18 protein-coding genes and 10 tRNA genes are annotated in these 24,194 nt (G+C 65.9%); 20 read left to right on the top strand and 8 right to left on the bottom strand.

The window, feature by feature from the left end:
• Window position 1: 1 nt before the first annotated feature.
• From ppx to WIX41_RS05090, 5 genes are all read right to left on the bottom strand, one after another.
• A complete protein-coding gene (gene ppx, locus WIX41_RS05110) occupies window positions 2-1,528 on the bottom strand; it encodes an exopolyphosphatase (protein WP_339446056.1) in 1,527 nt (508 codons plus the stop codon).
• A 127-nt stretch (window positions 1,529-1,655) separates the two neighbouring features.
• Window positions 1,656-3,737, bottom strand: a complete 2,082-nt coding sequence (gene ppk1 / locus WIX41_RS05105) for a polyphosphate kinase 1 (protein WP_339446055.1) — start codon at window positions 3,735-3,737, stop codon at window positions 1,656-1,658.
• Window positions 3,734-5,074, bottom strand: a complete 1,341-nt coding sequence (phoR, locus tag WIX41_RS05100; RefSeq protein WP_339446054.1) for a phosphate regulon sensor histidine kinase PhoR — start codon at window positions 5,072-5,074, stop codon at window positions 3,734-3,736. Before phoR ends, ppk1 begins: the two co-directional genes overlap by 4 nt.
• 48 nt (window positions 5,075-5,122) lie before the next feature.
• Window positions 5,123-5,812 carry a phosphate regulon transcriptional regulator PhoB gene (gene phoB / locus WIX41_RS05095; protein WP_339446053.1) on the bottom strand — a complete coding sequence of 230 codons (690 nt, stop codon included), beginning with the start codon at window positions 5,810-5,812 and terminating at the stop codon, window positions 5,123-5,125.
• A 228-nt stretch (window positions 5,813-6,040) separates the two neighbouring features.
• Window positions 6,041-7,681, bottom strand: coding sequence for a M48 family metalloprotease (locus WIX41_RS05090; RefSeq protein ID WP_339446052.1), 1,641 nt, complete (start codon window positions 7,679-7,681; stop codon window positions 6,041-6,043).
• A gap of 107 nt (window positions 7,682-7,788) precedes the next feature.
• Between WIX41_RS05090 and grxC the strand changes: the two genes are divergently transcribed.
• From grxC to WIX41_RS05075, 3 genes are all read left to right on the top strand, one after another.
• The gene (gene grxC, locus WIX41_RS05085; protein WP_339446051.1) at window positions 7,789-8,085 is read left to right on the top strand and encodes a glutaredoxin 3; all 297 of its coding nucleotides are present in this window, start codon (window positions 7,789-7,791) and stop codon (window positions 8,083-8,085) included.
• Complete coding sequence (locus WIX41_RS05080; protein ID WP_339446050.1) at window positions 8,082-8,474, top strand: carboxymuconolactone decarboxylase family protein; 393 nt, start codon at window positions 8,082-8,084, stop codon at window positions 8,472-8,474. The genes grxC and WIX41_RS05080 overlap by 4 nt, the downstream gene beginning before the upstream one ends.
• A 206-nt stretch (window positions 8,475-8,680) precedes the next feature.
• Entirely contained in the window at window positions 8,681-9,688 is a 1,008-nt protein-coding gene (locus WIX41_RS05075; protein ID WP_038690170.1) for an isocitrate dehydrogenase, read from the top strand.
• A gap of 120 nt (window positions 9,689-9,808) precedes the next feature.
• On the opposite strand, the gene WIX41_RS05070 is transcribed toward WIX41_RS05075, so the two are convergent.
• On the bottom strand, window positions 9,809-10,567 hold the full coding sequence (locus WIX41_RS05070; RefSeq protein WP_339446049.1) for a Bax inhibitor-1/YccA family protein: 759 nt from the start codon (window positions 10,565-10,567) through the stop codon (window positions 9,809-9,811).
• Window positions 10,568-10,773: 206 nt separating this feature from the next.
• Between WIX41_RS05070 and WIX41_RS05065 the strand changes: the two genes are divergently transcribed.
• The 16 genes from WIX41_RS05065 to WIX41_RS04990 all read left to right on the top strand — a co-directional run bounded on the left by WIX41_RS05065 (window position 10,774) and on the right by WIX41_RS04990 (window position 21,444).
• A tRNA-Pro gene (locus tag WIX41_RS05065) sits at window positions 10,774-10,850 on the top strand.
• 46 nt (window positions 10,851-10,896) lie between these two features.
• A tRNA-Arg gene (locus WIX41_RS05060) sits at window positions 10,897-10,973 on the top strand.
• Between the two features lie 56 nt (window positions 10,974-11,029).
• Window positions 11,030-11,106, top strand: a tRNA-His gene (locus WIX41_RS05055).
• A gap of 85 nt (window positions 11,107-11,191) precedes the next feature.
• Window positions 11,192-11,267: transfer RNA gene (locus tag WIX41_RS05050), tRNA-Lys, on the top strand.
• A 160-nt stretch (window positions 11,268-11,427) separates the two neighbouring features.
• A tRNA-Lys gene (locus tag WIX41_RS05045) sits at window positions 11,428-11,503 on the top strand.
• Between the two features lie 544 nt (window positions 11,504-12,047).
• Window positions 12,048-12,132 (top strand) — tRNA-Leu (locus tag WIX41_RS05040).
• Window positions 12,133-12,323: 191 nt separating this feature from the next.
• Window positions 12,324-13,619, top strand: a complete 1,296-nt coding sequence (gene tig / locus WIX41_RS05035) for a trigger factor (RefSeq protein ID WP_339446048.1) — start codon at window positions 12,324-12,326, stop codon at window positions 13,617-13,619.
• 65 nt (window positions 13,620-13,684) lie between these two features.
• The gene (gene clpP / locus WIX41_RS05030; RefSeq protein ID WP_282247392.1) at window positions 13,685-14,311 is read left to right on the top strand and encodes an ATP-dependent Clp endopeptidase proteolytic subunit ClpP; all 627 of its coding nucleotides are present in this window, start codon (window positions 13,685-13,687) and stop codon (window positions 14,309-14,311) included.
• A 126-nt stretch (window positions 14,312-14,437) separates the two neighbouring features.
• Window positions 14,438-15,727 carry an ATP-dependent Clp protease ATP-binding subunit ClpX gene (gene clpX / locus WIX41_RS05025; RefSeq protein WP_068849575.1) on the top strand — a complete coding sequence of 430 codons (1,290 nt, stop codon included), beginning with the start codon at window positions 14,438-14,440 and terminating at the stop codon, window positions 15,725-15,727.
• Between the two features lie 142 nt (window positions 15,728-15,869).
• Window positions 15,870-18,335, top strand: coding sequence for an endopeptidase La (gene lon / locus WIX41_RS05020; RefSeq protein ID WP_339446047.1), 2,466 nt, complete (start codon window positions 15,870-15,872; stop codon window positions 18,333-18,335).
• Window positions 18,336-18,553: 218 nt separating this feature from the next.
• On the top strand, window positions 18,554-18,826 hold the full coding sequence (locus WIX41_RS05015; protein ID WP_019185801.1) for an HU family DNA-binding protein: 273 nt from the start codon (window positions 18,554-18,556) through the stop codon (window positions 18,824-18,826).
• Window positions 18,827-18,837: 11 nt separating this feature from the next.
• Window positions 18,838-18,912: transfer RNA gene (locus WIX41_RS05010), tRNA-Val, on the top strand.
• Between the two features lie 27 nt (window positions 18,913-18,939).
• Window positions 18,940-19,016, top strand: a tRNA-Asp gene (locus WIX41_RS05005).
• Window positions 19,017-19,104: 88 nt separating this feature from the next.
• Window positions 19,105-19,181: transfer RNA gene (locus WIX41_RS05000), tRNA-Asp, on the top strand.
• An 88-nt stretch (window positions 19,182-19,269) separates the two neighbouring features.
• Window positions 19,270-19,346: transfer RNA gene (locus WIX41_RS04995), tRNA-Asp, on the top strand.
• Window positions 19,347-19,470: 124 nt separating this feature from the next.
• On the top strand, window positions 19,471-21,444 hold the full coding sequence (locus WIX41_RS04990) for a peptidyl-prolyl cis-trans isomerase (RefSeq protein WP_339446046.1): 1,974 nt from the start codon (window positions 19,471-19,473) through the stop codon (window positions 21,442-21,444).
• A 119-nt stretch (window positions 21,445-21,563) separates the two neighbouring features.
• On the opposite strand, the gene WIX41_RS04985 is transcribed toward WIX41_RS04990, so the two are convergent.
• A complete protein-coding gene (locus WIX41_RS04985; protein ID WP_339446045.1) occupies window positions 21,564-22,766 on the bottom strand; it encodes a lytic transglycosylase domain-containing protein in 1,203 nt (400 codons plus the stop codon).
• Entirely contained in the window at window positions 22,763-23,530 is a 768-nt protein-coding gene (gene gloB / locus WIX41_RS04980) for a hydroxyacylglutathione hydrolase (protein WP_339446044.1), read from the bottom strand. Before gloB ends, WIX41_RS04985 begins: the two co-directional genes overlap by 4 nt.
• Window positions 23,531-23,541: 11 nt before the next feature.
• Here gloB and WIX41_RS04975 point away from each other — a divergent pair, with 11 nt between their 5' ends.
• Window positions 23,542-24,186, top strand: coding sequence for a methyltransferase domain-containing protein (locus tag WIX41_RS04975; RefSeq protein ID WP_409187324.1), 645 nt, complete (start codon window positions 23,542-23,544; stop codon window positions 24,184-24,186).
• Window positions 24,187-24,194 lie beyond the last annotated feature (8 nt).

Genomic DNA, 24,194 nt, shown 5'->3' with positions numbered 1-24,194 from the left:
CTCAGGCCACGAAGGGGCGGAACTGGATCCCGAGCCCGGCCATGCCGTCGGATTCGCCAATCAGGTCGGCACGCAGCAGCGGGCGGGCATCGATGTAGGCCTGCGGCAGGATCAGCGACAGGCGGCTGTCGTCGGCGCTGAGCTCCAATGCCGGCACCGGGGTGTCTTCGTGGGCACGGTTGAGCAGCACCGCCAGCCGCAGCAGGGCGGTCATGCGCCGGGCCGGCAGCAGCAGGCGCTCGGGCAAGGCATCGAATGCGGATTTGGAGACATTGCGGCGGTGGCTGCGCACCAGTGCGGCAAGCAACTGCTGTTCCTGGCGCGAGAAGCCGGCAATATCCGAGTTCTCCAGCACATAGCTGCCGTGCACGTGGTAACCGCTGTGGGCGATCATCAGCCCCAGCTCGTGCAGGCGTGCGGCCCAGCCGAGCATGCGCGCATCGTCCGGGTCCAGTTTCCAGCTGTCTTCGACCTGGCCGAACAGGTCCAGGGCGGTGCGCTGCACGCGCTCGGCCTGGACCGTATCGATGCCGTAGCGCAGGGTCAAGGCGTCGACCGATTCATCACGCAGGTCGTTCTCGCTGGCACGGCCCAGGATGTCGTACAGGATGCCTTCGCGCATGGCCGCCTTGCTCACCAGCAGCTTCTGCAGGCCCAGCGCCTGGAAGGCCGCTTCCAGCACCAGGATGCCGCCGGCGATGATCGGGCGGCGGTCGGGCGACAGGCCGGGCAGGTCGATGTCTTCGATGCGCTTGGCCTTGAGCAGCTCATCGCGCAGCTGCGGCAGCGCTTCGGCGGTGATCGCGCCCTTGCTCAGCTTCATGGCGGCGCAGATTTCGCTGATCGCCTTGTGCGTGCCCGACGAGCCCAGTGCCTCGTGCCAGCCCAGCGAACGGTACTTGATGGCGAACTGCTGGAACTCGGCGCCGATTTCAGTCAGTGCATCCTTCCAGCGCCGCTTGCTGAGCTTGCCGCCGGGGAAGAAGCGCCGCGTGCTGGCGATGCAGCCGGCCTGCAGGCTTTCCCGCTCCAGGGTCTGCATGCCCTGGCCGATGATGAACTCCGTGGAGCCGCCCCCGATATCGATCACCAGGCGGCGCTGGTCCGGCTTGGGGGGCTGGGCGTGGGCCACGCCCAGGTAGATCAGGCGGGCCTCCTCGCGTCCGCTGACCACTTCGATGGCGTGTCCCAGCGCGGTTTCGGCCGGCATCAGGAAGGCCTGTGGCGAACGCAGCTGGCGCACGGTGTTGGTGGCCAGTGCACGCACGCGCACCGACGGAATGCCGCGGATGCGCTGGCCGAAACGGGCCAGGCATTCCAGCGCGCGCTGGCGCGCTTCGGCCGACAGGCCGCCCTTGCCATCCAGGCCATCGGCCATGCGCACGGTTTCGCGCAATCGGTCCACCACGCGCAGCTGGCCAAGCGTGTAACGCGCGATGACCATGTGGAAACTGTTGGAACCGAGGTCGATGGCGGCGAGCAGATCGCCATCCTGAAGAGCGGGCGGGGTCGTGGAGGTATGCGGCATGGTCGAATGGTAGCCGAAGGCCGGGCCGCGGCGTCACCGCGCGCCCTTCACATGATGCGACCGGCGGTGGCATCGAAGGAATCCCGACCAACGGGCGCGGGATCTACCCGGTTCGTAGATCTTCGATCTACAAACCTTGCATCAATGCCATCTGCGCCGAATGCGGGGGGTGGTCGTGATCGGGGGTGCACTTGCGGTATTGGCCGTCGGCGTGCAGTTCCCAGGCGTTGAGGTTGTCGTCCAGGTAGTTCTGCAGCACATCGCGGTAGACCTTGCGGGCCAGTTCCGGGTCCAGGATCGGGAAGCAGGTTTCCACCCGGCGCAGCAGGTTGCGTTCGAGCCAGTCGGCGCTGGCGCAGTACAGCTCGGAAGCGCCGTCGTTGCCGAACCAGTACACCCGGCTGTGTTCCAGGAAGCGGCCTACGATCGAGCGTACCCGGATGTTGTCCGACACTCCCGGTACGCCGGGGCGCAGGGTGCAGGCACCGCGCACGATCAGGTCGATCTGCACGCCGGCCCGGGAGGCGGCATACAGCGCCCGCACCACCTGCGGCTCATTGAGGGCATTCATCTTGGCGATGATCCGCCCCGGGCGGCCGCTGATGGCCAGATTCATCTCCCGCTCGATCCGCTGCAGCAGCCCGTCGTGCAGGGTGAACGGCGACTGCAGCAGGCGCTTGAGGCGGGTGCGCGGGGCCAGCCCGGACAACTGCTGGAACAGCAGGTGCACGTCATTGCCGATATCCGCATCGGCGGTGATCAGGCTCAGGTCGGTGTAGGCCCGCGCGGTGCCGCTATGGTAGTTGCCGGTGCCCAGGTGCACGTAGCGGCGCAGCTTGCGCCCTTCGCGGCGCACGATCAGCAGCATCTTGGCGTGGGTCTTGTAGCCCACCACGCCATACACCACCTGCACGCCGGCTTCCTGCAGGCGGTCGGCCAGGCCCAGGTTGGCTTCTTCGTCGAAGCGCGCGCGCAGCTCCACCACCACGGTGACATCCTTGCCGTTGCGTGCGGCCTGGATCAGCGCATCGACAATCAGCGAATCCTTGCCGGTGCGGTACAGGGTCTGCTTGATCGCCAGTACGTTCGGATCCACCGCAGCCTGCTTGATCAGGTCCAGTACGGCGGTGAACGCATCGAAGGGGTGGTGCAGCAGCACGTCCCGGCGTGCCACCACCTCGAAGATGCCGTCGCTGTCGCGCAGCGTGCGCGGGCTCATCGGCGGGTACTTCAGTTCCGGGCGCGCCAGCAGGTCGTACAGCTGGATCACGCGGTTGAGGTTGACCGGTCCGTCGATGCGGTAGACCGCGTTTTCGGTCAGGCCGAAATTCTGCAACAGGGTGCGCACGATATCGCGTGGGCAGTCCTGGGCGATTTCCAGGCGCACCGCTGGCCGGTAGCCGCGGTCGACCAGCTCATCGCGCAGCGCCAGTGCCAGGTTCTCGACTTCTTCCTCGTCCACCACCAGCTCGGAATTGCGGGTTACCCGGAACTGGTAGGCACCCTGGACTTCCATGCCCGGGAACAGCTCGCCCACGAACGTGGACAGCACCGAGGACAGGAACACGAACGTCTGCGGACCGCCCAGGGTCTGCGGCAGCTGGATGATGCGCGGCAGCGAGCGCGGCGCGCGCACGATGGCCAGGTGGCCGGCGCGGCCGAACGCATCGGTACCCTTGAGCACCACCACGATGTTCAGTGATTTGTTGAGGATCTTCGGGAACGGGTGCGACGGATCCAGGCCCAGCGGTGAAAGTACCGGCATGATCTCGTTGCGGAAGTACGCACGCAGCCAGCGCTTCTGGCGGTGGTTCCAGGAATGCCGGCCCAGCACATCGATGCCGGCCTCGTGCAGCGCCGGACGCAGGGTCTCGTTCCAGCAGCGGTACTGCTGGTCCACCAGCTGCGCGGCGCGGTCATGGATGGCGTTGAGGATGGTCTGCGGGGCCATGCCGTCCGGGGCCGGGGGCAGGCCGAACTCCTGCGCGTGGCGCACGGCAGCGGCACGGATCTCGAAGAACTCGTCCAGGTTGGTGCAGGAAATGCACATGAAGCGCAGCCGCTCCAGTACCGGGACCTGCGGGTCCATCGCCTGGGCCAGCACGCGGAAGTTGAAATCCAGCTGCGACAGCTCGCGGTTGATGTACAGGGCCGGATCGCGCAGTGGATCGGTTTCCGCCGGCACGGCGATGGGAACCAGGGTGCTCATGCGGGGAAGTCTTCTGCAGAGGAAAGGGAGGCCACGTCGGTACGCTCGCGCACGTGGTCGGCGTCGAAGTGGCATGAGAACACACTGCCCTTGCCGACCTCGCTCTGTATCTCCAGGCGCGCGTGGTGCAGGCCCAGGATGTGCTTGACGATCGACAGGCCCAGCCCGGTGCCGCCGCTTTCGCGCGAGCGGCTGCTGGAGACGCGGTAGAAGCGTTCGGTCAGGCGCGGCAGGTGGGTGGCCGGAATGCCGTAGCCGGTATCGCGTACCGCCAGCACCACGCCCTGGCCTTCGCGGGCCAGTTCCACCTCGACCCGGCCGCCGGCCGGGGTGTAGCGCACCGCGTTGGTGACCAGGTTGGAAAAGGCGCTGTGCAGTTCCTTGTTGGAACCCTGCAGGTCCACCCCGGCGCTGTCGATCACGTTGATCTGGTGGCGCCCCTGGCTGTGCGCTTCGGCTTCGCGGCGCAGCGTGGCCAGCATCGGCGCCATCGCCACGGTTTCTTCTTCGGTGTGTTCCTGCGATTCCAGCCGCGACAGGGTCAGCAGGTCTTCGACCAGCTGGGCCATGCGCTGGGACTGCTTGCGCATTTCTTCCAGCATCGGCCCGGTGCCGGGGAAATCCTCCGGCTCCATCATGTCCAGGTAGCCGTGTACCACCGTCAAGGGTGTGCGCAGCTCATGCGAGACATTGGCCACGAAATCGCGGCGCACCTGTTCCAGCCGCAGCAGCTTGCTGACATCGCGCGCGATCAACAGCCAGTAGTCGGGCGAATAGGGAATCAGGCGCAGGTTGAGGCGGATCGCCGGGTCGACCGGGGAGGGCACGTCCAGGATCGGTTCGGCATTGCGGCCGCCAGCCAGCCAGTGGGCCAGCGGCATCGGCTGCAGGCGCGCGACCAGGGCTTCGCCCAGGTCGCCGGGGTGGTGCAGGCCCAGCAGCGTGGTGGCCGATTCGTTGAACCACTGCACGCGCTGGCTGTTGCGGTCCACCACCACCACCGCATCGGGCAGTGCCGCCGCAGCGGCGCGGTAGCTGCGCAGCATGTCCAGCAGGCGCCGTTTGCGCGTGCGCATTTCCAGCTGGTTGCGGTACAGCAGGCGGTCCAGTTCGTTCCAGACCCCGTTGCCGCCGCTCATGTCCCAGCGCTGGCGCGCCGTGAGCCGGCGCAGCACCTTGCGCAGCCGCCAGTAGTGCCAGCCGAGCGCCCCGATGGAGGCGAGCGCGATGCACATCCACACATGCCCGGTGGCAAGGCCCACCAGGCCGGCCGCGAGCAGCAGAACGGCGAGGGTGGCAAGGGTTTTCAACCAGGCGAAGCGGATGTGGCGCGGCATTGCGGTCTCATTGAAAATGCGTAGAGCGGGGCTCTGCCCCGCTGACGTTCACAGCGACGTCGAGAACCGGTAGCCGGCGCCGCGGACGGTCTGCACCATGTTCTCGGCGCCGAACGGTTCCAGCGTCTTGCGCAGGCGACGGATGTGCACGTCGATGGTGCGCTCCTCCACGTATACGCTGCCGCCCCATACGTGGTCCAGCAGCTGGGTACGGGTGTAGACGCGTTCGGGGTGGGTCATGAAGAAATGCAGCAGGCGGTATTCGGTCGGGCCGATCGGCACCGGCTGGTCGCCGGCGAATACCCGGTGCGCGGCGCCGTCGATGCGGATCGTGCCCACCGCCACGCTGCCGTCCTCGTCGTCGTCGCGCGCCCGGCGCATCACCGCGCGGATCCGTGCCAGCAGCTCGCGCGCCGAGAACGGCTTGACCACGTAGTCGTCCACGCCGGCTTCGAGCCCGCCCACGCGGTCGTTTTCTTCGCCGCGCGCGGTCAGCATGATGATCGGCACCTCGCGGGTAAGGGCCTCCTTGCGCCAGCGCCGGGCCAGGTCCAGGCCACTGGTGCCCGGCAGCATCCAATCCAGCAGGATCAGGTCCGGTACGCGGTCAGCGATCGCCGTCTGCGCCTCGCGGGCATCACCGGCATGGATGGGGTCGTAGTCGCCCTTGCGCAGGGCAAAGGCGACCATTTCGCGGATCGCGGGTTCGTCATCGACGATCAGGATGCGTTTCTGCACGTGCCCACCGTATTGCTCATCAGATCGGGATTGAGCTCAGTAGACTACGGTTTCGTGACATGTTTGTGACTATGTCGCCGGCGGGTTCCCTGGAGTGTCGTCTTCATGTCATCTCCACCCAGCGCCTGGGCCGGCCAACGGCCGGCGCTACCACCTGTGCTACGCACCCGCAATCATCGGTAGCGCCGGCCGTTGGCCGGCCCAGGCGGTGCCAGGCCGCACGTACCCTCACCGCCGCTCGAGCTCAGGGTCATCGATGCCTTGCCGACGCATTTCCAGCACCAGTGGGGTGATGCTCTCGATCCGGGCATCGACCCGGGCCCGGCCCACGTAATCCAGCGCCGGCTGCTTCTTCAGCGCCTGCAGCTGCATCAGCGCCTGTTCGGGGCGGCCGTTCAGGAATGCGGCCTCGGCATAGGCTTCGCTGGCGCGCAGGGTGTCGCCGGCCAGCTCGCTGGCGCGGGCGTAGCGCTGCTGGAACACCGGGTCATTGCCGCTTTGCGACAGCAGCGGGCGCAACATCGCCTGGGCGCGCTGGCCGGCCTCGCGCCCGCCCTGTTCGTTCAGGATCTCCGCGTACGTCAGCGCGACCGGGCGGCTGCCCGGGTGCTGCCGCAGCAGCGCGTCGAAGCGGGCATTGGCCTGGGCCGGCTGGCCGGAGCGGGATTCGGACTCGGCCAGCGCCAGCGCCACCCACAGGTTGTCCGGGTGGTCCTTCAGCAGTTCGGCCAGGTCGCGCCGCGCCTCGGCCGCGCCGCTGTTGCGCAGCCGCGCCAGCGCCAGCCCATAGCGCTGGGCATCGTTGAGCCCGTTCTTCTGCGCGCGCTGCAGGTTCTGGTACTCGGTGGCCAGCTCGCCCGGCGTATCGGCGCTGAGCACGCGCAGGCGCTCGCGCGCCCACTCGAACTGGCCGGTGGCGCCCCTGCTGAGCGAATTCACCGAGATCTGCATCGAGGCCGGCAGCAGTGGATTGGTGCGGCGGACCATCGGCTCGGACAGCGCCGGGTCGGCCGGGTCCACCCGTTCCTGGCGCACCCCGCCGGGCACTTCGGTGGTGAGCAGCACCGTGTCCTTCTTCATCTGCTCGGCGCGGGCTTTGGCCTCGCTGATGCGGGTGGTGTTGACCGGGTGGGTCTGCAGGAAATCGGGTACGGAATAGCCGCCGGCATTGCCGCGCATCGAGGCGGACATGCGTTCGAAGAAGCCGGCCATGGCATCGACGTCGTAGCCGCTGCGGGCCAGGGTGCGGATGCCCAGGCGGTCGGCCTCGGACTCGTTGCTGCGGGTGTAGTTGATCTGGCGCTGCTGCATCAGCCCCATGCCGGAGGTGATGGCGGCCATGGTCGCATCGCCCGACGAGTTGCCGCCGGCCTGCTGTGCGGCCACCACCGCCGCCAGCATGCCCAGCAGGATCGGAATCTGGTCGCGCTGGGCCCGTTCCACGCCGCGCAGTACATGCTGCTGGGTCACGTGGGCGATTTCATGGGACAGCACGGCCGCCACTTCGTCCTCGCGTTCGGCGGTCAGCACCAGCCCGGCGTTGACCCCGACATAGCCGCCCAGGGTGGCGAAGGCATTGATCTGCCGGTCCTTGAGCATGAAGAAGGTATAGGGCTGGCGCGGCTGGGCGCTGTTGGAGCCGAGCCGGGCGCCCATGGTCTGCAGCCAGTCGTCCACCAGCGGGTCGTCGAGCAGGTAGCCGTAGTTGCGCAGCTCGCGCAGCATCATGCCGCCGTACTCGGCCTGGCGGGCCGGGGTCAGCAGTTCGCCGGCCGACGAGCCGATGTCCGGCAGCTTGCTGTCCTGGGCCGACGCCCACGGCGCGGCCAGGGCAAGGGTCAACGCGGCAGAGAGCAGCAAAGGGCGCAAGCAGAACTCCTGGGGGCTGCGGGTGATCCGCAGTGTTGCGGTGATGACATGGAAAATCCAGCGCAGGGCTACCATATACAGACACTCGTTCCGCTGTGGAGTTTCCCGTGAGCCAAGATGTCGCTTCCAACCCGGGTGGGAAGCCGCCCATCACCATCTATTCGACCGCGATCTGCCCGTATTGCGTGGCCGCCAAGAACTTCCTGAAGAGCAAGGGCGAGAGCTGGACTGAAGTCCGCATCGACCTGGACCCGGTCGAGCGCGAAAAGATGATGGCCAAGACCCGCCGCACCAGCGTGCCGCAGATCTTCATCGGCGAGCACCACGTGGGCGGCTACGACGACATGATCGCCCTGCACCGGGAAGGAAAGCTTGAGCCGCTGCTGAACGGGGAGGGCGCATGAGCGCTGCGGACGACGGCAGCAAAGACCGGATTGCCGAATTCACCGAATTCCGCCAGCGCATGAACCAGCGCATTCTCGGCGAGCCCAACCAGGTGGTGCGCCGCTTCTTCGCGCTGGACACCCAGACCTACCAGGCGGGCGCGCTGGATGTGAAGACCAAGGAGCTGCTGGGCCTGGTCGCTTCGATGGTGCTGCGCTGCGATGACTGCATCAGTTACCACGTGGCCCAGTGCAAGGAGGCCGGGGTGACCCGTGAGGAGTTCTTCGAGACCTTCTCGGTCGGCCTGGTGGTCGGCGGCTCCATCGTCATTCCCCACCTGCGCCGCGCCGTGGACTTCCTGGACCAGCTGGAAGGTGGCGCCGAGGCCCCGGCCGTTCACGAACATTGATACCCGGTAGCGCCGGCCGTTGGCCGGCCTTCATGAACGCCGGCCCCGATCCGCAGGCCGGCAAACGGCCGGCGCTACCGGTTGCCACCATGGTCTATTTGGGGTCCCTTGGGCGGGTAAGGCATAATTGCCGATGAAACTTCCCTTGCGCCCTCGCTCCGGCTCTCTGACCGACGGCGCTCCCCCTCGGTTCGGAAACAGATCAAATGACGCAGAAAATCACGGTCATCCGCGGTGACGGCATCGGCCCGGAGATCATGGACGCTACCCTGTTCGTGCTCGGCAAGCTCGACACCGGCTTTGAATACGAAGATGCCGACGCTGGCCTGGTCGCACTGGAAAAGCATGGTGACCTGATGCCGGCGTCCACGCTGGAATCGATCGCACGCAACAAGATCGCGCTGAAGAGCCCGCTGACCACGCCGGTCGGTGGTGGCTTCACCTCGATCAACGTCAGCCTGCGCCGCCACTTCGACCTGTACGCCAACGTGCGTCCGGCCGTGTCGTTCCCGAACACCAAGTCGCGTTTCGGCGACGGCGTGGACCTGATCACCGTCCGTGAGAACACCGAAGGCGCGTACCTGGCCGAAGGCCAGGAAGTGTCGGCCGACGGCGAAACCGCGTTCTCCGGCACCCGCATCACCCGCAAGGGTTCCGAGCGCATCGTGCGCTACGCCTTCGAGCTGGCCCGCAGCACCGGCCGCAAGAAGGTCACCGCCGTGCACAAGGCCAACATCATCAAGTCGACCTCGGGCCTGTTCCTGGCCGTGGCGCGCGAAGTGGCGGCCAAGTACCCGGACATCGAGTTCCAGGAAATGATCGTCGACAACTGCTGCATGCAGCTGGTGATGCGTCCGGAACAGTTCGACATCATCGTTACCACCAACCTGTTCGGCGACATCATCTCCGACCTGTGCGCCGGCCTCGTCGGCGGCCTGGGCCTGGCCCCGGGTGCCAACATCGGTGAGAACGCGGCGATCTTCGAAGCCGTGCACGGCACTGCGCCGGATATCGCCGGCCAGGGCAAGGCCAATCCGTGCGCGCTGCTGCTGGCTGCCGCGCAGATGCTCGACCACGTCGGCCAGACCGACAACGCTGAACGCCTGCGCAAGGCCATCGTGGCCACGCTGGAAGCCAAGGATTCGCTGACCGGCGACCTCGGCGGCACCGGCAACACCATGGGCTTCGCCCAGGCCATCGCCAGCCGCCTGTAACCGGGCTGCGAAAACGGCAACAAAAAAGGGCGCCCTTTCCGGCGCCCTTTTTTTATCCGGTAGCGCCGGCCGTTGGCCGGCCCACGCAATCCCAACGGCCGGCGCTGCCGCAACGCTGAATCAACGTTGCTGCAGCTTCGACAGCAACCGCAGGAACTCCACATACAGCCACACCAGGGTGACCATCAGCCCGAACGCGCCATACCACTCCATGTACTTCGGCGCGCGCGCGGCTGCGCCGTTTTCGATGAAGTCGAAGTCCAGCACCAGGTTCAGCGCGGCCACCACCACCACGAACAGGCTGAAGGCGATGCCCAGCCAGCTGGCTTCATGGATCACCGGCACGTTGATGTCGAAGAAGCCCAGCACGAACGAGGCCAGGTACAGCAGCGCGATGCCGCCGGTGGCCGCGACCACGCCCAGCTTGAAGTTCTCGGTGACCTTGATCAGGCCGCTGCGGTAGGCCGCCAGCAGGGCGAACAGGGTGCCGAAGGTGAGCAGCACCGCCTGGAACACGATGCCCGGGAAGCGTGCTTCGAACACGGCCGAGATCGCGCCCAGGAAAAAGCCTTCCACCAGCGCGTACATCGGCGCGGTGACCGGCGACCATTCCTTCTTGAACACCGTCACCAGCGCCAGGATCAGCCCGCCGACAGCGCCACCGATCACATAGATCATCGCGCCCGATGCGATCTGGCCGTCGGCGCCGAGGGCCTGGCTCCAGGCGAAGGCGGCGGTGAGCACGGTCAGCAACAGCAGGATGCCGGTCTTGTTGACCGTGCCGTTGATGGTCATCGCCTGGTCGGGCGAGGTCACGACCGAGCCGCTGGCCAGGTCGAGGAACGTCGACTCGGAAAGTGCGGGATTGCCGCTGCGCATTGCCAATCTCCTTGAAGGGTAGGGTCCGGCCCATCCGGCCGCTGAACAAAGCATAGCGCAAGGCAATAAACGGTAGCGCCGACTGTTGGTCGGCTGCCTGGCGGAGTAGTCGACCAACAGTCGGCGCTACAAAACCGTTGACAGATGCTTCCCCGATTCCCACAATAGCCGACTCTTTCGGGGGGAACCTCGAGGGATGAAACCACCGGGGTATAGCGCAGTCTGGTAGCGCGCCTGCTTTGGGAGCAGGATGTCGGGGGTTCGAATCCCTCTACCCCGACCACGTCCCGCTGCTCAAAACGGGATGGGAATGCGACAATCCGGTCAGGGCGCCCGTAGCTCAACTGGATAGAGCACCGGCCTTCTAAGCCGGCGGTTACAGGTTCGATTCCTGTCGGGCGCGCCATCGGTGCAAACGCAGGGCTGCTTCAAAGGTTTCAGGCGAATAAACAGGTTTCAGTGGTGGCTGTAGCTCAGTTGGTTAGAGTACCGGATTGTGATTCCGGTGGTCGGGGGTTCGAATCCCCTCAGCCACCCCACTGATTTGAAGAACCCGGTTCACCGAAAGTGAATCGGGGTTGCAAAAAAAGGCGCAATCGATACACTATGCGCCTGGGTTTTTCAGGGCTGTTAGCTCAGTTGGTAGAGCAGTTGACTCTTAATCAATAGGTCCAAGGTTCGAATCCTTGACAGCCCACCAAGACAGAAGCCATCCGGTTCGCCGGGTGGCTTTTTTCTTGGCTGCGATCCGGCATCGTGCAGCCACGCAGGGCGTGGCTCTACGGCGGCGCCTGGACGACGGCTGCAGAAACCCCTTGCAACCTCGTGCGCATTGCGTCATAATTCGCCTCCCGATTTTCGGGCTGTTAGCTCAGTTGGTAGAGCAGTTGACTCTTAATCAATAGGTCCAAGGTTCGAATCCTTGACAGCCCACCAAGACAAAAGCCATCCGGTCCGCCGGGTGGCTTTTTTCTTGCCCGATATCAGACGGCCCGCCAGGGCACATCTGGAGTAAAGCCCCCTTGAGTCAAGGGGGCGCGGCGAAGCCGCGGGGTTGTGGATGCTGGTGAGATGGGGCCCGCGCTTTGCGCAGCAAAGGGTGGGGCTGCGGCGCGAATGCGCTGCAGCTTCCCCAAGGTTCGAATCCTTGACAGCCCACCAAGACAAAAGCCATCCGGTCCGCCGGGTGGCTTTTTTCTTGGCTGCGCTCCGGCATCGCGCAGCCACGCAGGGCGTGGCTCTACGCGATCCCCCCGAATCGACCTGCGCACGTAAAAACCCGTAGTGCCACGCCATGCGTGGCAACCGCGCGCAGCGCGGCCCAGGCGTCCAACGCCGATCACCGGCCGGTCGCGGCCATGCAACCGGCGTTTACCCCCACCGAAGCCGCCCGTCAGGCGTTCATGACCCCAAAACGAAGAGCACCTCCGCCCACCACCGGTCGACGCAGCGGTCGCCCGCCGCCATAATGCCGCCCAGCGCGAAAGTGGCGGAATTGGTAGACGCCCTGGATTTAGGTTCCAGTGCCGCAAGGCGTGGGGGTTCGAGTCCCCCCTTTCGCACCACCTGGCGGGGCACGGGCGCCCCCTGAACACGCCCCGGATTGACGTTCCCGGCCCCCTGCTGGCGGCGCTGGCCGTTATCGGCGAAACTACAGGGCTGCGGCGGGCAGGCGCGTCCACGACCCCGCGTTCTCAACCCGTTTCATCCAATCACATCGTGCCGGGGGCGTCGCCACCGGTTGGCAGGAGTCAACATGCAAGCTTCGATCGAATCCACCGGCAATCTGGAACGCCGCCTGACCTTCTCGCTGCCGGAAGACCGCCTGCAGACCCACATCAGCGGCCGCCTGGGCGAAATCGCCCGCACCGCCCGCATCAAGGGCTTCCGCCCGGGCAAGGTGCCGACCAAGGTGATCGAGCAGCGCTTCGGCCAGCAGGTCCGCAGCGAAGCCGTCGACGGCCTGCTGCGCGAGACCTTCGACGCGGCCATCCGCGAGCACGAACTGCGCATTGCCGGCGCCCCGCGCATCGACAAGGGCGATGACGGCGAATTCTCCTTCGTGGCCACCGTCGAGCTGGTGCCGGACTTCGGCGATGTCGACGTCGGCAAGCTGACCGTCGTGCGCCACACTGCCGAGATCAACGACGCCGACATCGACCAGATGATCACCAACCTGCGTGAGCAGCGCCGCAGCTGGAGCCCGGTTGCCCGTGGCGCCCAGGAGGGCGACCTGGTGGCACTGGAAACCTGGTCGCAGGCCGGCGATGAGCGCCTGCCGGCCGAAGGTACCGAAAAGGGCAGCGTGGTGGTGGGCCAGGGCATGATGTTCGAGCAGATCGAGCAGGGCCTGGTCGGCCTGGCCAAGGGCGAGGAAAAGACCCTGGACGTCGAGTTCCCGGCCGACTGGCGCGTGCCGGCGTTGGCCGGCAAGCAGGTCAAGGTCACCGTCAAGGCGGTGGACGTGTCCGAGCCGGTGCTGCCGGAAGTCGATGCCGATTTCATCAAGAGCTTCGGCGTGAAGGGCGGCGACGTGGAGCAGTTCCGCAAGGACATCCGCGCCAACCTGGAGCGTGAACTCAAGGGTGCCCTGATGAACCGCCTGCGCCGCGAAGTGGGCGAGCAGCTGATCGCCGCCTATGCTTCGGTCGAAATGCCGCCGCGCCTGGTCGACAACGAAGCCCGCGCCATGCTGGCCCAGCAGATCGAGCAGATCCGCCGCAGCGGCCGCAACCCGGGCGAAGTCCCGGCAGACGCCCATGAAGGCTTCAAGGACGCCGCTGCCAAGCGCGTGCTGGTCGGCCTGCTGGTCGGCGAAGTGGCCCGCAGGAACGACCTGCGCCTGGACCCCAAGCGCCTGAACGAAACCATGCGCCTGATCGCCTCGACCTATGAAGAGCCGGAGCAGGTCATTGAGATGTACCGCAACGACCCCCAGCTGATGAGTGGGCTGCAGAACCGCGTGATGGAAGAGCAGGTGATCGACTGGATCGCCGAGCGCGCCCAGCACACCGAGCAGCCGCTGTCGTTCCAGGACGCGATCCGCCAGTAAGCGGCCCGTGTTTTACGCCCCGCGCCCCGGCGCGGGGTCGTTCCCCCTCAAATAGGTGCCTCAAAATGGACAACCGAACCAAAGCCCTGAACATGGTTCCGATGGTGGTCGAACAGACCAGCCGCGGCGAGCGCGCCTATGACATCTATTCGCGCCTGTTGAAGGAGCGCCTGATCTTCCTCGTGGGCCCGATCGACGATCACATGGCCAACGTGGTGGTGGCGCAGCTGCTGTTCCTGGAAGCGGACAACCCGGAAAAGGACATCAGCATCTACATCAACTCGCCCGGTGGCGTGGTCACCGCCGGCATGGCGATCTACGACACCATGCAGTACATCAAGCCGGACGTGAGCACCATCTGCGTCGGCCAGGCCGCCTCGATGGGCGCGCTGCTGCTGGCATCCGGTGCGGCCGGCAAGCGGTATGCGCTGCCGAACTCGCGCGTGATGATCCACCAGCCGCTGGGCGGCTTCCAGGGCCAGGCCACGGACATCGACATCCACGCCCGTGAGATCCTGACCCTGCGTTCGCGCCTGAACGAAGTGCTGGCCAAGCACACCGGTCAGTCGCTGGAGACCATCGCGCGCGATACCGAGCGCGACAACTTCAAGAGCGCGGCCGATGCGGTGGCCTATGGCCTGGTCGACCAGGTGCTCGAGCGCCGTCCGGAAGAGTCGATCACCCCGGCCTGATAGTGCCGCCAGGCCGGGAAACCGGCCTGTTTCCGCAGGGTCGGGCTGGACTGGCGTCCTCCCGACCCTGTGCTATTCTCGAATCGAACCCCCGTTCAGCGGGTGGGGTAACTGGGTAAGCGAAGCATGAGCGAAGACCGCCAAGGTCGTTCCACGGAAACCGGCAAGATCCTCTACTGCTCCTTCTGCGGAAAGAGCCAGCATGAGGTGCGCAAGCTGATTGCTGGGCCAAGCGTGTTCATCTGCGATGAATGCGTGGAGCTGTGCAACGACATCATCCGTGAAGAGCTTGAGGAAAAGGCGCAGTCGGCGCGCAGTTCGCTGCCCAAGCCGCGCGAGATCCTCGAAGTCCTGGACCAGTACGTGATTGGCCAGAACCGGGCCAAGCGCACGCTGGCCGTGGCCGTGTACAACCATTACAAGCGCATCGAGAGCCGGCAGAAGAACGACGAGGTCGAACTGGCCAAGTCCAACATCCTGCTGGTCGGTCCGACCGGTTCGGGCAAGACCCTGCTGGCCGAAACCCTGGCCCGCCTGCTCAACGTGCCGTTCACCATGGCCGACGCCACCACGCTGACCGAAGCCGGTTACGTGGGCGAGGATGTGGAAAACATCATCCAGAAGCTGCTGCAGAAGTGCGACTACGACGTCGAGAAGGCGCAGCAGGGCATTGTCTACATCGATGAAATCGACAAGATCTCGCGCAAGAGCGAGAACCCGTCGATCACCCGTGACGTGTCCGGCGAAGGCGTGCAGCAGGCACTGCTGAAGCTGATCGAAGGCACCGTGGCCAGCGTTCCGCCGCAGGGCGGCCGCAAGCACCCGCAGCAGGAATTCCTGCAGGTGGACACCAAGAACATCCTGTTCATCTGCGGCGGCGCGTTCGCTGGGCTGGACAAGGTGATCCAGGCCCGTTCCAACGACTCCGGCGGCATCGGGTTCGGGGCCAAGGTGAAGAGCTCCGAGCGCAAGCAGGAAGTGGGCAAGGTGCTGGCTGAAGTCGAGCCGGAAGACCTGATCAAGTTCGGCCTGATTCCGGAATTCGTCGGTCGCCTGCCGGTCGTGGCGACCCTGGAAGAGCTGGACGAAGCGGCCCTGGTCAGGATCCTGACCGAGCCGAAGAACGCCATCACCAAGCAGTTCAAGAAGCTGTTCGAGATGGAACACGTGGAGCTCGAGTTCCGCCCGGACGCCCTGTCGGCCATCGCCCGCAAGGCGCTCAAGCGCAAGACCGGTGCCCGTGGCCTGCGCACCATCGTCGAGTCGGTCCTGCTGGACACCATGTACGACCTGCCTTCGGCCGAGAACGTCAGCAAGGTGGTGGTGGACGAATCGGTGATCGAACACAAGTCCGAGCCGTACCTGATCTACCAGACCCCGCCGGCTCCGGAACAGAAGGCGGCAGGTGCCGAATAATCGATTCAAGTATTTGAATTGATGGTAGTTTTTCAGAGCATCTTGCATCTGGACGCCGATGGCCCCATAACGGGGCCATCGGCTTTTTTGTATCCGGGTAAGGCTGCCCGGAGGCCATCCCCACTGTTCCAATGGAGCCCACATGGCCCGTTCCCCAACTGAGACTCTCGATCTGCCGGTACTGCCGCTGCGCGACGTGGTGGTGTTCCCGCACATGGTCATTCCGCTGTTCGTCGGCCGCGACAAGTCCATGCACGCGCTGGAGCAGGCGATGGAGGCGGACAAGCGCATCCTGCTGCTGGCCCAGAAGTCGGCCGAGACCGACGATCCCACCGCCGCCGACCTCTACCAGGTCGGCACCCTGGCCCAGGTGCTGCAGCTGCTGAAGCTGCCCGACGGCACCATCAAGGTGCTGGTCGAAGGGCTGTCGCGGGTCAACGTCACCCAGGTCACCGAGCGCGACGGTTCGCTGCATGGCGTGGGTGTGGAAATCGAATCTGACGAATCGCGCGAGCCGCGCGAGATCGAAGCCGTCGCGCGTTCGCTGATGTCGCTGTTCGAGCAGTACGTCAAGACCAACCGCAAGCTGCCGCCGGAGCTGTTGCAGACGCTGGCCGGCATCGATGAGCCGGCGCGCCTGGCCGATACCATCGCCGCGCACATCAGCGTGCGCCTGGCCGACAAGCAGCGCCTGCTGGAAACCCTGCAGATCGGCGACCGCCTGGAAATGCTGGTGGGCCTGGTCGACGGCGAAATCGACGTGCAGCAGATGGAAAAGCGCATCCGCGGACGGGTCAAGTCGCAGATGGAAAAGAGCCAGCGCGAGTACTACCTCAACGAACAGATGAAGGCCATCCAGAAGGAACTGGGCGACCTGGACGACGCGCCCGGCGAGCTGGAAGAGCTGGCCCGCAGGATCGCCGAAGCGGGCATGCCCAAGCCGGTGGAAACCAAGGCCAAGGCCGAGCTCAACAAGCTCAAGCAGATGTCGCCGATGTCGGCTGAAGCGGCCGTGGTGCGCAACTACCTGGACTGGCTGCTGGGCGTGCCGTGGAAGAAGCGCACCAAGGTGCGCAAGGACCTCAAGGTCGCCCAGGACACCCTGGATGCCGACCACTTCGGCCTGGACAAGGTCAAGGACCGCATCCTGGAATACCTGGCGGTGCAGTCGCGCGTGAAGCAGATGAAGGGCCCGATCCTGTGCCTGGTCGGGCCGCCGGGCGTGGGCAAGACCTCGCTGGGGCAGTCCATCGCCAAGGCCACCAACCGCAAGTTCGTGCGCATGAGCCTGGGCGGCGTACGCGACGAGGCCGAGATCCGTGGCCACCGCCGCACCTACGTCGGCTCCATGCCGGGCCGCATCGTGCAGAACCTCAACAAGGTGGGCAGCAAGAACGCGTTGTTCGTGCTCGATGAGATCGACAAGATGTCGATGGACTTCCGTGGCGACCCGTCCTCGGCGCTGCTGGAAGTGCTCGACCCGGAGCAGAACAACGCCTTCAACGACCACTACCTGGAAGTGGACCTGGACCTGTCCGAAGTGATGTTCGTGGCGACCTCCAATTCGCTCAACATCCCCGGCCCGCTGCTGGACCGCATGGAAGTGATCCGCATCCCCGGTTACACCGAGGATGAAAAGCTCAACATCGCCATGCGTTACCTGGTGCCCAAGCAGCTCAAGGCCAATGGCCTGAAGCCGGAGGAGCTGGAGATCGAGGCCGACGCCATCCAGGACGTGGTGCGTTACTACTCCCGCGAGTCGGGCGTGCGTAACCTTGAACGCGAAGTGGCCAAGATCTGCCGCAAGGTGGTGAAGGAAATCGCACTGGGCGGCCCGGTCGCGCTGGCCAAGCCGGCCAAGGCCGGCAGGAAGGCCGCCGCGAAGAAGAGGGCACTGGTGGTGGTGAACGGCAGGAACCTGGAGAAGTACCTGGGCGTGCGCCGCTTCGATTTCGGCCGCGCCGAAGAACAGAACGAAGTCGGCCTGGTCACCGGCCTGGCCTGGACCGAAGTGGGCGGCGACCTGCTGCAGATCGAATCCACCCTGGTGCCGGGCAAGGGCGCGCTGATCCTGACCGGCCAGCTTGGCAACGTCATGAAGGAATCGGCCTCGGCCGCGCTGTCGGTGGTGCGTTCGCGCGCTGAGCGGCTGGGCATCGATGCCGAGTTCCTGCAGAAGCACGACGTCCACGTGCATGTGCCCGACGGCGCCACCCCGAAGGACGGCCCCAGCGCCGGTATCGCCATGGTGACCTCGCTGGTGTCGATGCTGACCAAGGTGCCGATCCGTGCCGAAGTGGCCATGACCGGCGAAATCACCCTGCGCGGACGCGTCACCGCCATTGGCGGCCTGAAGGAAAAACTGCTGGCCGCGCTGCGCGGTGGCATCACCACCGTGATCATCCCCGAAGAGAACCGCAAGGACCTGGCTGACATTCCAGCCAACGTCACCCGAGACCTGAAGATCATTCCGGTGAAGTGGATTGAAGAGGTGTTGGACCTGGCGCTGGAAACGCCGCTGACTGCGCCCAAGCCCAGGAAGGATGGGCAGCGCGTCACGGTGAGAGGCAAGAGCAAGACAGCATCCACCACGCGCGTCAAGCATTGACGCGCGCTGTGGGTGAATTGTAAAAGATGGCCCGAAACCCGCGTCGTTATTGGCTTTTCAGCTTGCGCGGGTAGGGGTGCGCTGGTATAAAAGCACCACTCGCAAGTCAGCAGACGCTGACGGGTGCGAATCGAGAACTTCACTGGCGTCCGGCCACGTTGCGGGCCGGATGCTTCACTGTCGAACATGCGGAATCCCCGCCAAAGGAGCTGTACAGAATGAACAAGACCGAATTGATCGACGCCGTTGCCGAAGCCGCTGACCTGACCAAGGCCGAATCGAGCCGCGCTGTCGATGCCGTCATCGCTTCCGTCACCAAGGCCCTGAAGGGCGGTGATGCGGTGACCCTGGTGGGCTTCGGTACGTTCCAGGTGCGCGATCGCGCTGCCCGTACCGGCCGCAACCCGAAGACCGGCGACACCATCAAGATCGCTGCGTCGAAGAATCCGTCGTTCAAGGCTGGCAAAGCCCTGAAGGATGCCGTAAACTAAGCGGCTTGCTGGGGTGCTTAGCTCAGCGGTAGAGCGTCTCCTTTACACGGAGAGGGTCGGGGGTTCGAAACCCTCAGCACCCACCATGCACCGCCAGTAAAAGTTTGAAATGTGGAGCGGTAGTTCAGCTGGTTAGAATGCTGGCCTGTCACGCCGGAGGTCGCGGGTTCGAGTCCCGTCCGCTCCGCCAGTTTCAACGAGGCCCCTGAGCGATCGGGGGCCTTGTTTTCTGCAACGATCCAGATCGTCGTGGAAGGCAGCAGAAAAGGTTTTAGTGCGGAGCGGTAGTTCAGCTGGTTAGAATGCTGGCCTGTCACGCCGGAGGTCGCGGGTTCGAGTCCCGTCCGCTCCGCCAGTTACGAAAAATCCTCGAAAAGCGGTACATCGGGGTGGGTTTTCTGAGTATCTTCGGATATAATGAGCGCCTGAAAAGTTTCAAGCGCGGAGCGGTAGTTCAGCTGGTTAGAATGCTGGCCTGTCACGCCGGAGGTCGCGGGTTCGAGTCCCGTCCGCTCCGCCAATTCTTGAAGGCCCCTGGTGAAAACCAGGGGCCTTTCTTTTTGGTATGTCGCCCGCCCCCTGTTGGGGAGTGGCGCGAAGCGGGGTACACTGCCGGATTCGCCAATCGGGCCTTGATTTCTCCCATGCTGCAGAAACTTCGCGACAAGACCTCGGGCTGGATCGTTACCGTGATCCTGGGGCTGCTGATGATTCCGTTCCTGTTTGTGATCGACTCCAGCTATCTGGGTGGCGTCGGTGCGCAGAACGTGGCCAAGGTGGCAGCGCCGCCGACCTGGTGGCGCTCGGCACCGTCGTGGTGGCCGATGTCCTTCCTGTGGCAGCACCATGAAATCAGTGCGGAAGAATTCCGTGCCCGTTTCGAGCAGGCCCGCCAGCAGGCCCGTCAGCAGCAGGGGGAGAACTTCGACCCGCGCGCGTTCGAAAGCGCGGAGAACAAGCGCGCCGTGCTCGACCAGATGATCGATGAACAGGTCGTGCGCCTGGCCGGCGAACAGTCCGGCGTCGTCATCGGCGATGCCGCCGTGCGCGAGACCATCGCGTCCATACCGGCCTTCCTCGGTGCCGATGGCAAGTTCAACCAGGACCAGTACCGCCTGGCGCTGAGCACCGGCAACCCGCCGCGCACGCCGGCGCAGTTCGAAACGCTGGTGCGCGAGAGCCTGCAGCAGTCGATCATTCCGCAGGCGCTGCAGGAATCGGGCTTCGTCACCAGCGCAGAGGCCGAGCGCCTGATGAAGCTGCTGGGCGAAACCCGCGACGTGGAAATCGCCGCGCTGCCCGAACTGCCGGCCGATACCGCCGAAGTGACCGACGCGCAGATCAAGCAGTGGTACGACAGCCACCCGATGGACTTCCGCCAGCCCGAATCGGTGTCGCTGGAATTCGTGGAGATCAATGCGGCCACGCTGCCGCCGGCCGCACCTGCCGATGAAGCTACCCTGCGCAGGCGCTACGCCGACGAGAAGGCGCGCTTCTCCACGCCGGAAGCACGCTTGGCCTCGCACATCCTGATCGCCGCCGACGGCAGCGACCCGGCCAAGCTCAAGGCCGCTGAAGAAAAGGCCGCTGCGCTGGCCGCGCAGGCCAGGGCGCCGGGTGCGGACTTTGCCGCGCTGGCCAAGGCCAACTCGGACGACACCGGCTCCAAGGCCACCGGCGGCGACCTGGGTTGGGTCGAACGCGATGCCATGGTCAAGCCGTTCGAAGACGCGCTGTTCGGCATGAAGGCAGGCGAGGTGAGCGCACCGGTCAAGACCGAATTCGGTTACCACGTGCTGCAGCTGCGCGAGGTCCGTGGTGGCCAGCAGCGTCCGTTCGAGGAAGTCCGCGACCAGCTCGCCGCCGAACAGCTCAAGGCAGACACCGAAGGCGCATTCTCCGAACTGAGCGGCCGCCTGGTCGACCAGGTCTACAAGAACCCGACCTCGCTGCAGGGTGCCGCCGACGCGCTGAACCTGAAGGTGCAGACGATCGGTCCGTTCACCCGTGACACCGCCAGCGGCATTGCCGCCAACCCGGCGGTGCTGCATGCGGCGTTCTCCGACGTGCTGGTGCAGGACGGCACCGTGAGCGATCCGATCGCGATCACGCCCGACCACAGCGTGATGATCCGCGTGACCGACCACAGCCCGGAGCAGGCGCTGCCGCTGGACAAGGCCCGCGACGGGGTGATTGCCGCGATCCGCGCCGACCGCAACCGCCAGGTCTCGGCCAAGGCGGCTGACGCGCTGCTTGCCAAGCTCAATGCCGGGCAGACCCTGCAGGCGCTGGCGGCAGAGGAGAAGCTGCAGGTCAGCCCGCTGCCGGGCCTGCCGCGCACCCAGCCGGTGCCGACCCCGGAGATCAACCGCGCGGTGTTCGCCGCCCCGGCCCCGGCCGAAGGCAAGCCGAGCTACGGCAAGGTCGCCGTGCAGGACCGCTATGTGGTGTTCGCGGTCACCAAGGTCACCCCGCCGAACCTGGCCGACGTGCCGGCCGAGCAGAAGCAGCAGTTCAAGGACCAGCTGGACCAGGTCGACGGCATGGCCGCGGCCAAGGCGTTCGTCCAGGCGATGCGCAGGCATTACAAAGTGCAGGTCGAAGAGGCCAACCTGTAAAAGGTTGCGTAGCGCCGGGCTCTGCCCGGCGGCTCCAGGGAAAAGGCCCGGCAATGCCGGGCCTTTTTGCTTGTGTACGGTGTTGTGCGCGGCTTTGCCGGGCAGAGCCCGGCACTACGTCAGTCTTCGACGCGCAACACCGCACCGGGCTTGAGCACACTGCTGCCGCTGAGGTTGTTCAACGACAGCAACGCCTTCAACGGCATCCTGTAGCGCTTGGCGATGGTCCACGCCGACTCGCCGCTGCGCACGGTGTGCCGGCGCGCCTTCGGGCGGTCGGCGCTGGCCACGGCGCGGCGGCTCACCTGCGTGTCCGCACGCGGGCTGGCCGTTTCGGCTGTGGGCACATCGGCCTTGGCCACCATCACCGAGGCATCCGCCGGCGCATGCGCGGCCGGGGCCAGCACCGTCACCTGGCCGCTGGGGCGGCCCTTGCCGCTGGCCAGGGCCGGATTGAGCCGGGCGATGCGCGCCGGGTCCAGCGAACGCTGTGCGGCCCATTGCTGCACGCTGGTGCCGGCAGGCAGGGTGTGGCTCTTCAGCACCGGTACCGTGCGGTCCAGCGAGGCCATCACGGCGGGCGTGGTTTCGGCATCTTCCAGCACGCAGGCCAATGCGTGCAGCTTCTCCACATACGCATAGGTCACCGGCGACAGCCCCGGCAACTCGGCCGGGCGCGCATTCTGCGCGTTCATGCCGGCCTTGCGCAGCGACTGCAGCACGCGGTATTCGCCAGCGTTGTAGGCCATGGTGGCCAGTCGCCAGTCGCCGCCGAACATGCCATGCAGGGTCTTGAGGTAGCGTACCGCCGCCTGGGTGGAATCGGCGGCGGACAAGCGGCCGTCATAGCCGTTGGTCATCTGCACGCGGTGGTTCCTGGCGGTGCTGGCAATGAACTGCCACAGCCCGGCAGGGCCTGCGCCATTGCGCGCGTTGGGCCGGTAGCCGCTTTCCACGAACGGGATCAGCGCAAATTCGGTGGGCAGGCTGGCTTTGCGCAGCTCTTCGACCACATAGCCGAACAGCACCAGCGCATCGTCGTCCTGGTCGGCCAGGCGCGAGGGCGCGTGGGCGAACTGCTTCTGCCAGCGTGGGCTGGTGGCCTCGGCATTGCAGGTCGGTTCGGCCAGGCCATCACGGAAGCTGGCGAAGATTTCCTGGCCATTGCGGACCGAGGCCGGGGGCAGGGCGCCGCCATCCAGCGGCAGCTGCGAAAGCCCGGCCACGTTCTGCGACATCCCCGCACTCAACGACTGGGCGCCCGCAGCGCCGGCCAGGGCGATCGCCAGGCCTGCTGCGAGCGGCAACCATCGCCGACTCATGTTCGGAATCCGTCTTTCCAGCCCCGCAGACCTGCCAGGACATCGACTTCATCGGTGACGGGACGACCGAGGTGCTGGCTGACGGCAGCGCGGACAGCGGCCGTATCGGTTCGCAGGAACGGGTTGCATTCCAGCTCGCTCGCCAACGTAACGGGCAGCGTGGGGCGTTCATCGCGGCGCATGGCCAGGGCCTCCTCTTGGCGTCGCGCGAGCGCGGCGTTGGCGGGGTCGACATGCCGCGCGAAGACGGCATTTGACACGGTGTACTCATGGCCGCAGCACAGCAACAGGTGCGGTGGCAGGGACGCCAGCTTGTGCAGGGACGCAAGAAGCTGGGGGGGCGTACCTTCGAACATCCGGCCACAGCCCAGGCTGAACAATGCATCGCCACTGAAAAGATGTTCAGCGCTGTGAAATGCGATGTGCGACCGGGTGTGTCCGGGCACGGATACTACGTCCATCTCCAGCCCCAATGCCTGAATGTGTTCACCTTCGCCCACGCGGCGGGTGGCCCCGGGAATGCGCGGATCGTCGGGTGCGACCACCGCCAGCCCCGGAAAGCGGGCCTGCAGCTCGGCCACACCGCCGATATGGTCGTCGTGGTGGTGGGTAAGCAGGACCGTGTGCGGGCGCCAGTCGTGCTGCGCTGCGGCGGCCAGCACGGGGGCGGCCTGGCCGGGGTCGACCACGATGGCGTGGCCGTCGTCGGCGACCAGCGCCCAGATGTAGTTGTCCGCGAATGCGGGTAGGGCAGTCAGTCGCATAGAATTGGACCATGCCCGCCGCGCCGAGCCCCCGTCAAGTTTCCGTCGCATCCTGGTTTGATACTGAACCGGCGCAAGCGCTGCGTGAGCTCGAGCGAAAGGCCCTGGAGCCGGTGCTGGCGTCGCACCCGCTCAACCCCTGGTTGTGGATTGCGCCCACCCCGGCCTGGCTGGAGGCAGCGGCCTTGCCGGGGCAGGGGGTGCGGCTGCATCGCAGCGAAGGCGGCTATAGCGGCGATGTCGCCTGCGCGCTGCCGTTGCCGTTCCAGGGCGAGAGCCTCAACGCGATCGTGCTGCAGCATGTCACCGCCCGCGATGCCGAACAGCTGATCGCCGAATGTGCGCGGGTGCTGATGCCGGGTGGGCGCCTGTGGCTGTCCACGCTCAACCCGTTCAGCCCGTTCCGCAGCCAATGGCGCCGGCACGGGCTGGTGGTGCGCACCCCGCAGCGGCTGCGCCACACCCTGGAGCGGGCCGGACTGGCCTGCGACGACCTGGCCTGGCTGGGCCCGATGTGGCGCGACCGCGCGCCTGAGCGCGGCAGCTTGGCTGCCCTGCGCGCGGCCTGCCTGTTCACCGCCGAAAAACGCACCCTGGCCCTGCCAGGACCTACGCCACTGCCGGTACGCCGTTGGCACGGCACCGTGGCGACCTGATCTGGAGT

Source organism: Stenotrophomonas sp. AB1(2024), from assembly GCF_037482345.1.
Taxonomy (GTDB): domain Bacteria; phylum Pseudomonadota; class Gammaproteobacteria; order Xanthomonadales; family Xanthomonadaceae; genus Stenotrophomonas.
Note: the sequence above shows the minus strand (reverse complement) of the source record. Positions and strands in the feature narration are given on the sequence as shown.

Bases quoted from the DNA above. Each gene is read 5' to 3' on its own strand.
- WIX41_RS05080 (WP_339446050.1), top strand. From the start codon at position 8,082: ATGAGCGCTGCGGACGACGGCAGCAAAGACCGGATTGCCGAATTCACC.
- clpX (WP_068849575.1), top strand. From the start codon at position 14,438: ATGAGCGAAGACCGCCAAGGTCGTTCCACGGAAACCGGCAAGATCCTC.
- WIX41_RS04990 (WP_339446046.1), top strand. From the start codon at position 19,471: ATGCTGCAGAAACTTCGCGACAAGACCTCGGGCTGGATCGTTACCGTG.
- WIX41_RS04985 (WP_339446045.1), bottom strand. From the start codon at position 22,766: ATGAGTCGGCGATGGTTGCCGCTCGCAGCAGGCCTGGCGATCGCCCTG.
- WIX41_RS05075 (WP_038690170.1), top strand. From the start codon at position 8,681: ATGACGCAGAAAATCACGGTCATCCGCGGTGACGGCATCGGCCCGGAG.
- lon (WP_339446047.1), top strand. From the start codon at position 15,870: ATGGCCCGTTCCCCAACTGAGACTCTCGATCTGCCGGTACTGCCGCTG.
- phoR (WP_339446054.1), bottom strand. From the start codon at position 5,074: ATGCCGCGCCACATCCGCTTCGCCTGGTTGAAAACCCTTGCCACCCTC.
- ppx (WP_339446056.1), bottom strand. From the start codon at position 1,528: ATGCCGCATACCTCCACGACCCCGCCCGCTCTTCAGGATGGCGATCTG.
- WIX41_RS04975 (WP_409187324.1), top strand. From the start codon at position 23,542: ATGCCCGCCGCGCCGAGCCCCCGTCAAGTTTCCGTCGCATCCTGGTTT.
- gloB (WP_339446044.1), bottom strand. From the start codon at position 23,530: ATGCGACTGACTGCCCTACCCGCATTCGCGGACAACTACATCTGGGCG.
- clpP (WP_282247392.1), top strand. From the start codon at position 13,685: ATGGACAACCGAACCAAAGCCCTGAACATGGTTCCGATGGTGGTCGAA.
- ppk1 (WP_339446055.1), bottom strand. From the start codon at position 3,737: ATGAGCACCCTGGTTCCCATCGCCGTGCCGGCGGAAACCGATCCACTG.
- tig (WP_339446048.1), top strand. From the start codon at position 12,324: ATGCAAGCTTCGATCGAATCCACCGGCAATCTGGAACGCCGCCTGACC.
- WIX41_RS05015 (WP_019185801.1), top strand. From the start codon at position 18,554: ATGAACAAGACCGAATTGATCGACGCCGTTGCCGAAGCCGCTGACCTG.
- WIX41_RS05070 (WP_339446049.1), bottom strand. From the start codon at position 10,567: ATGCGCAGCGGCAATCCCGCACTTTCCGAGTCGACGTTCCTCGACCTG.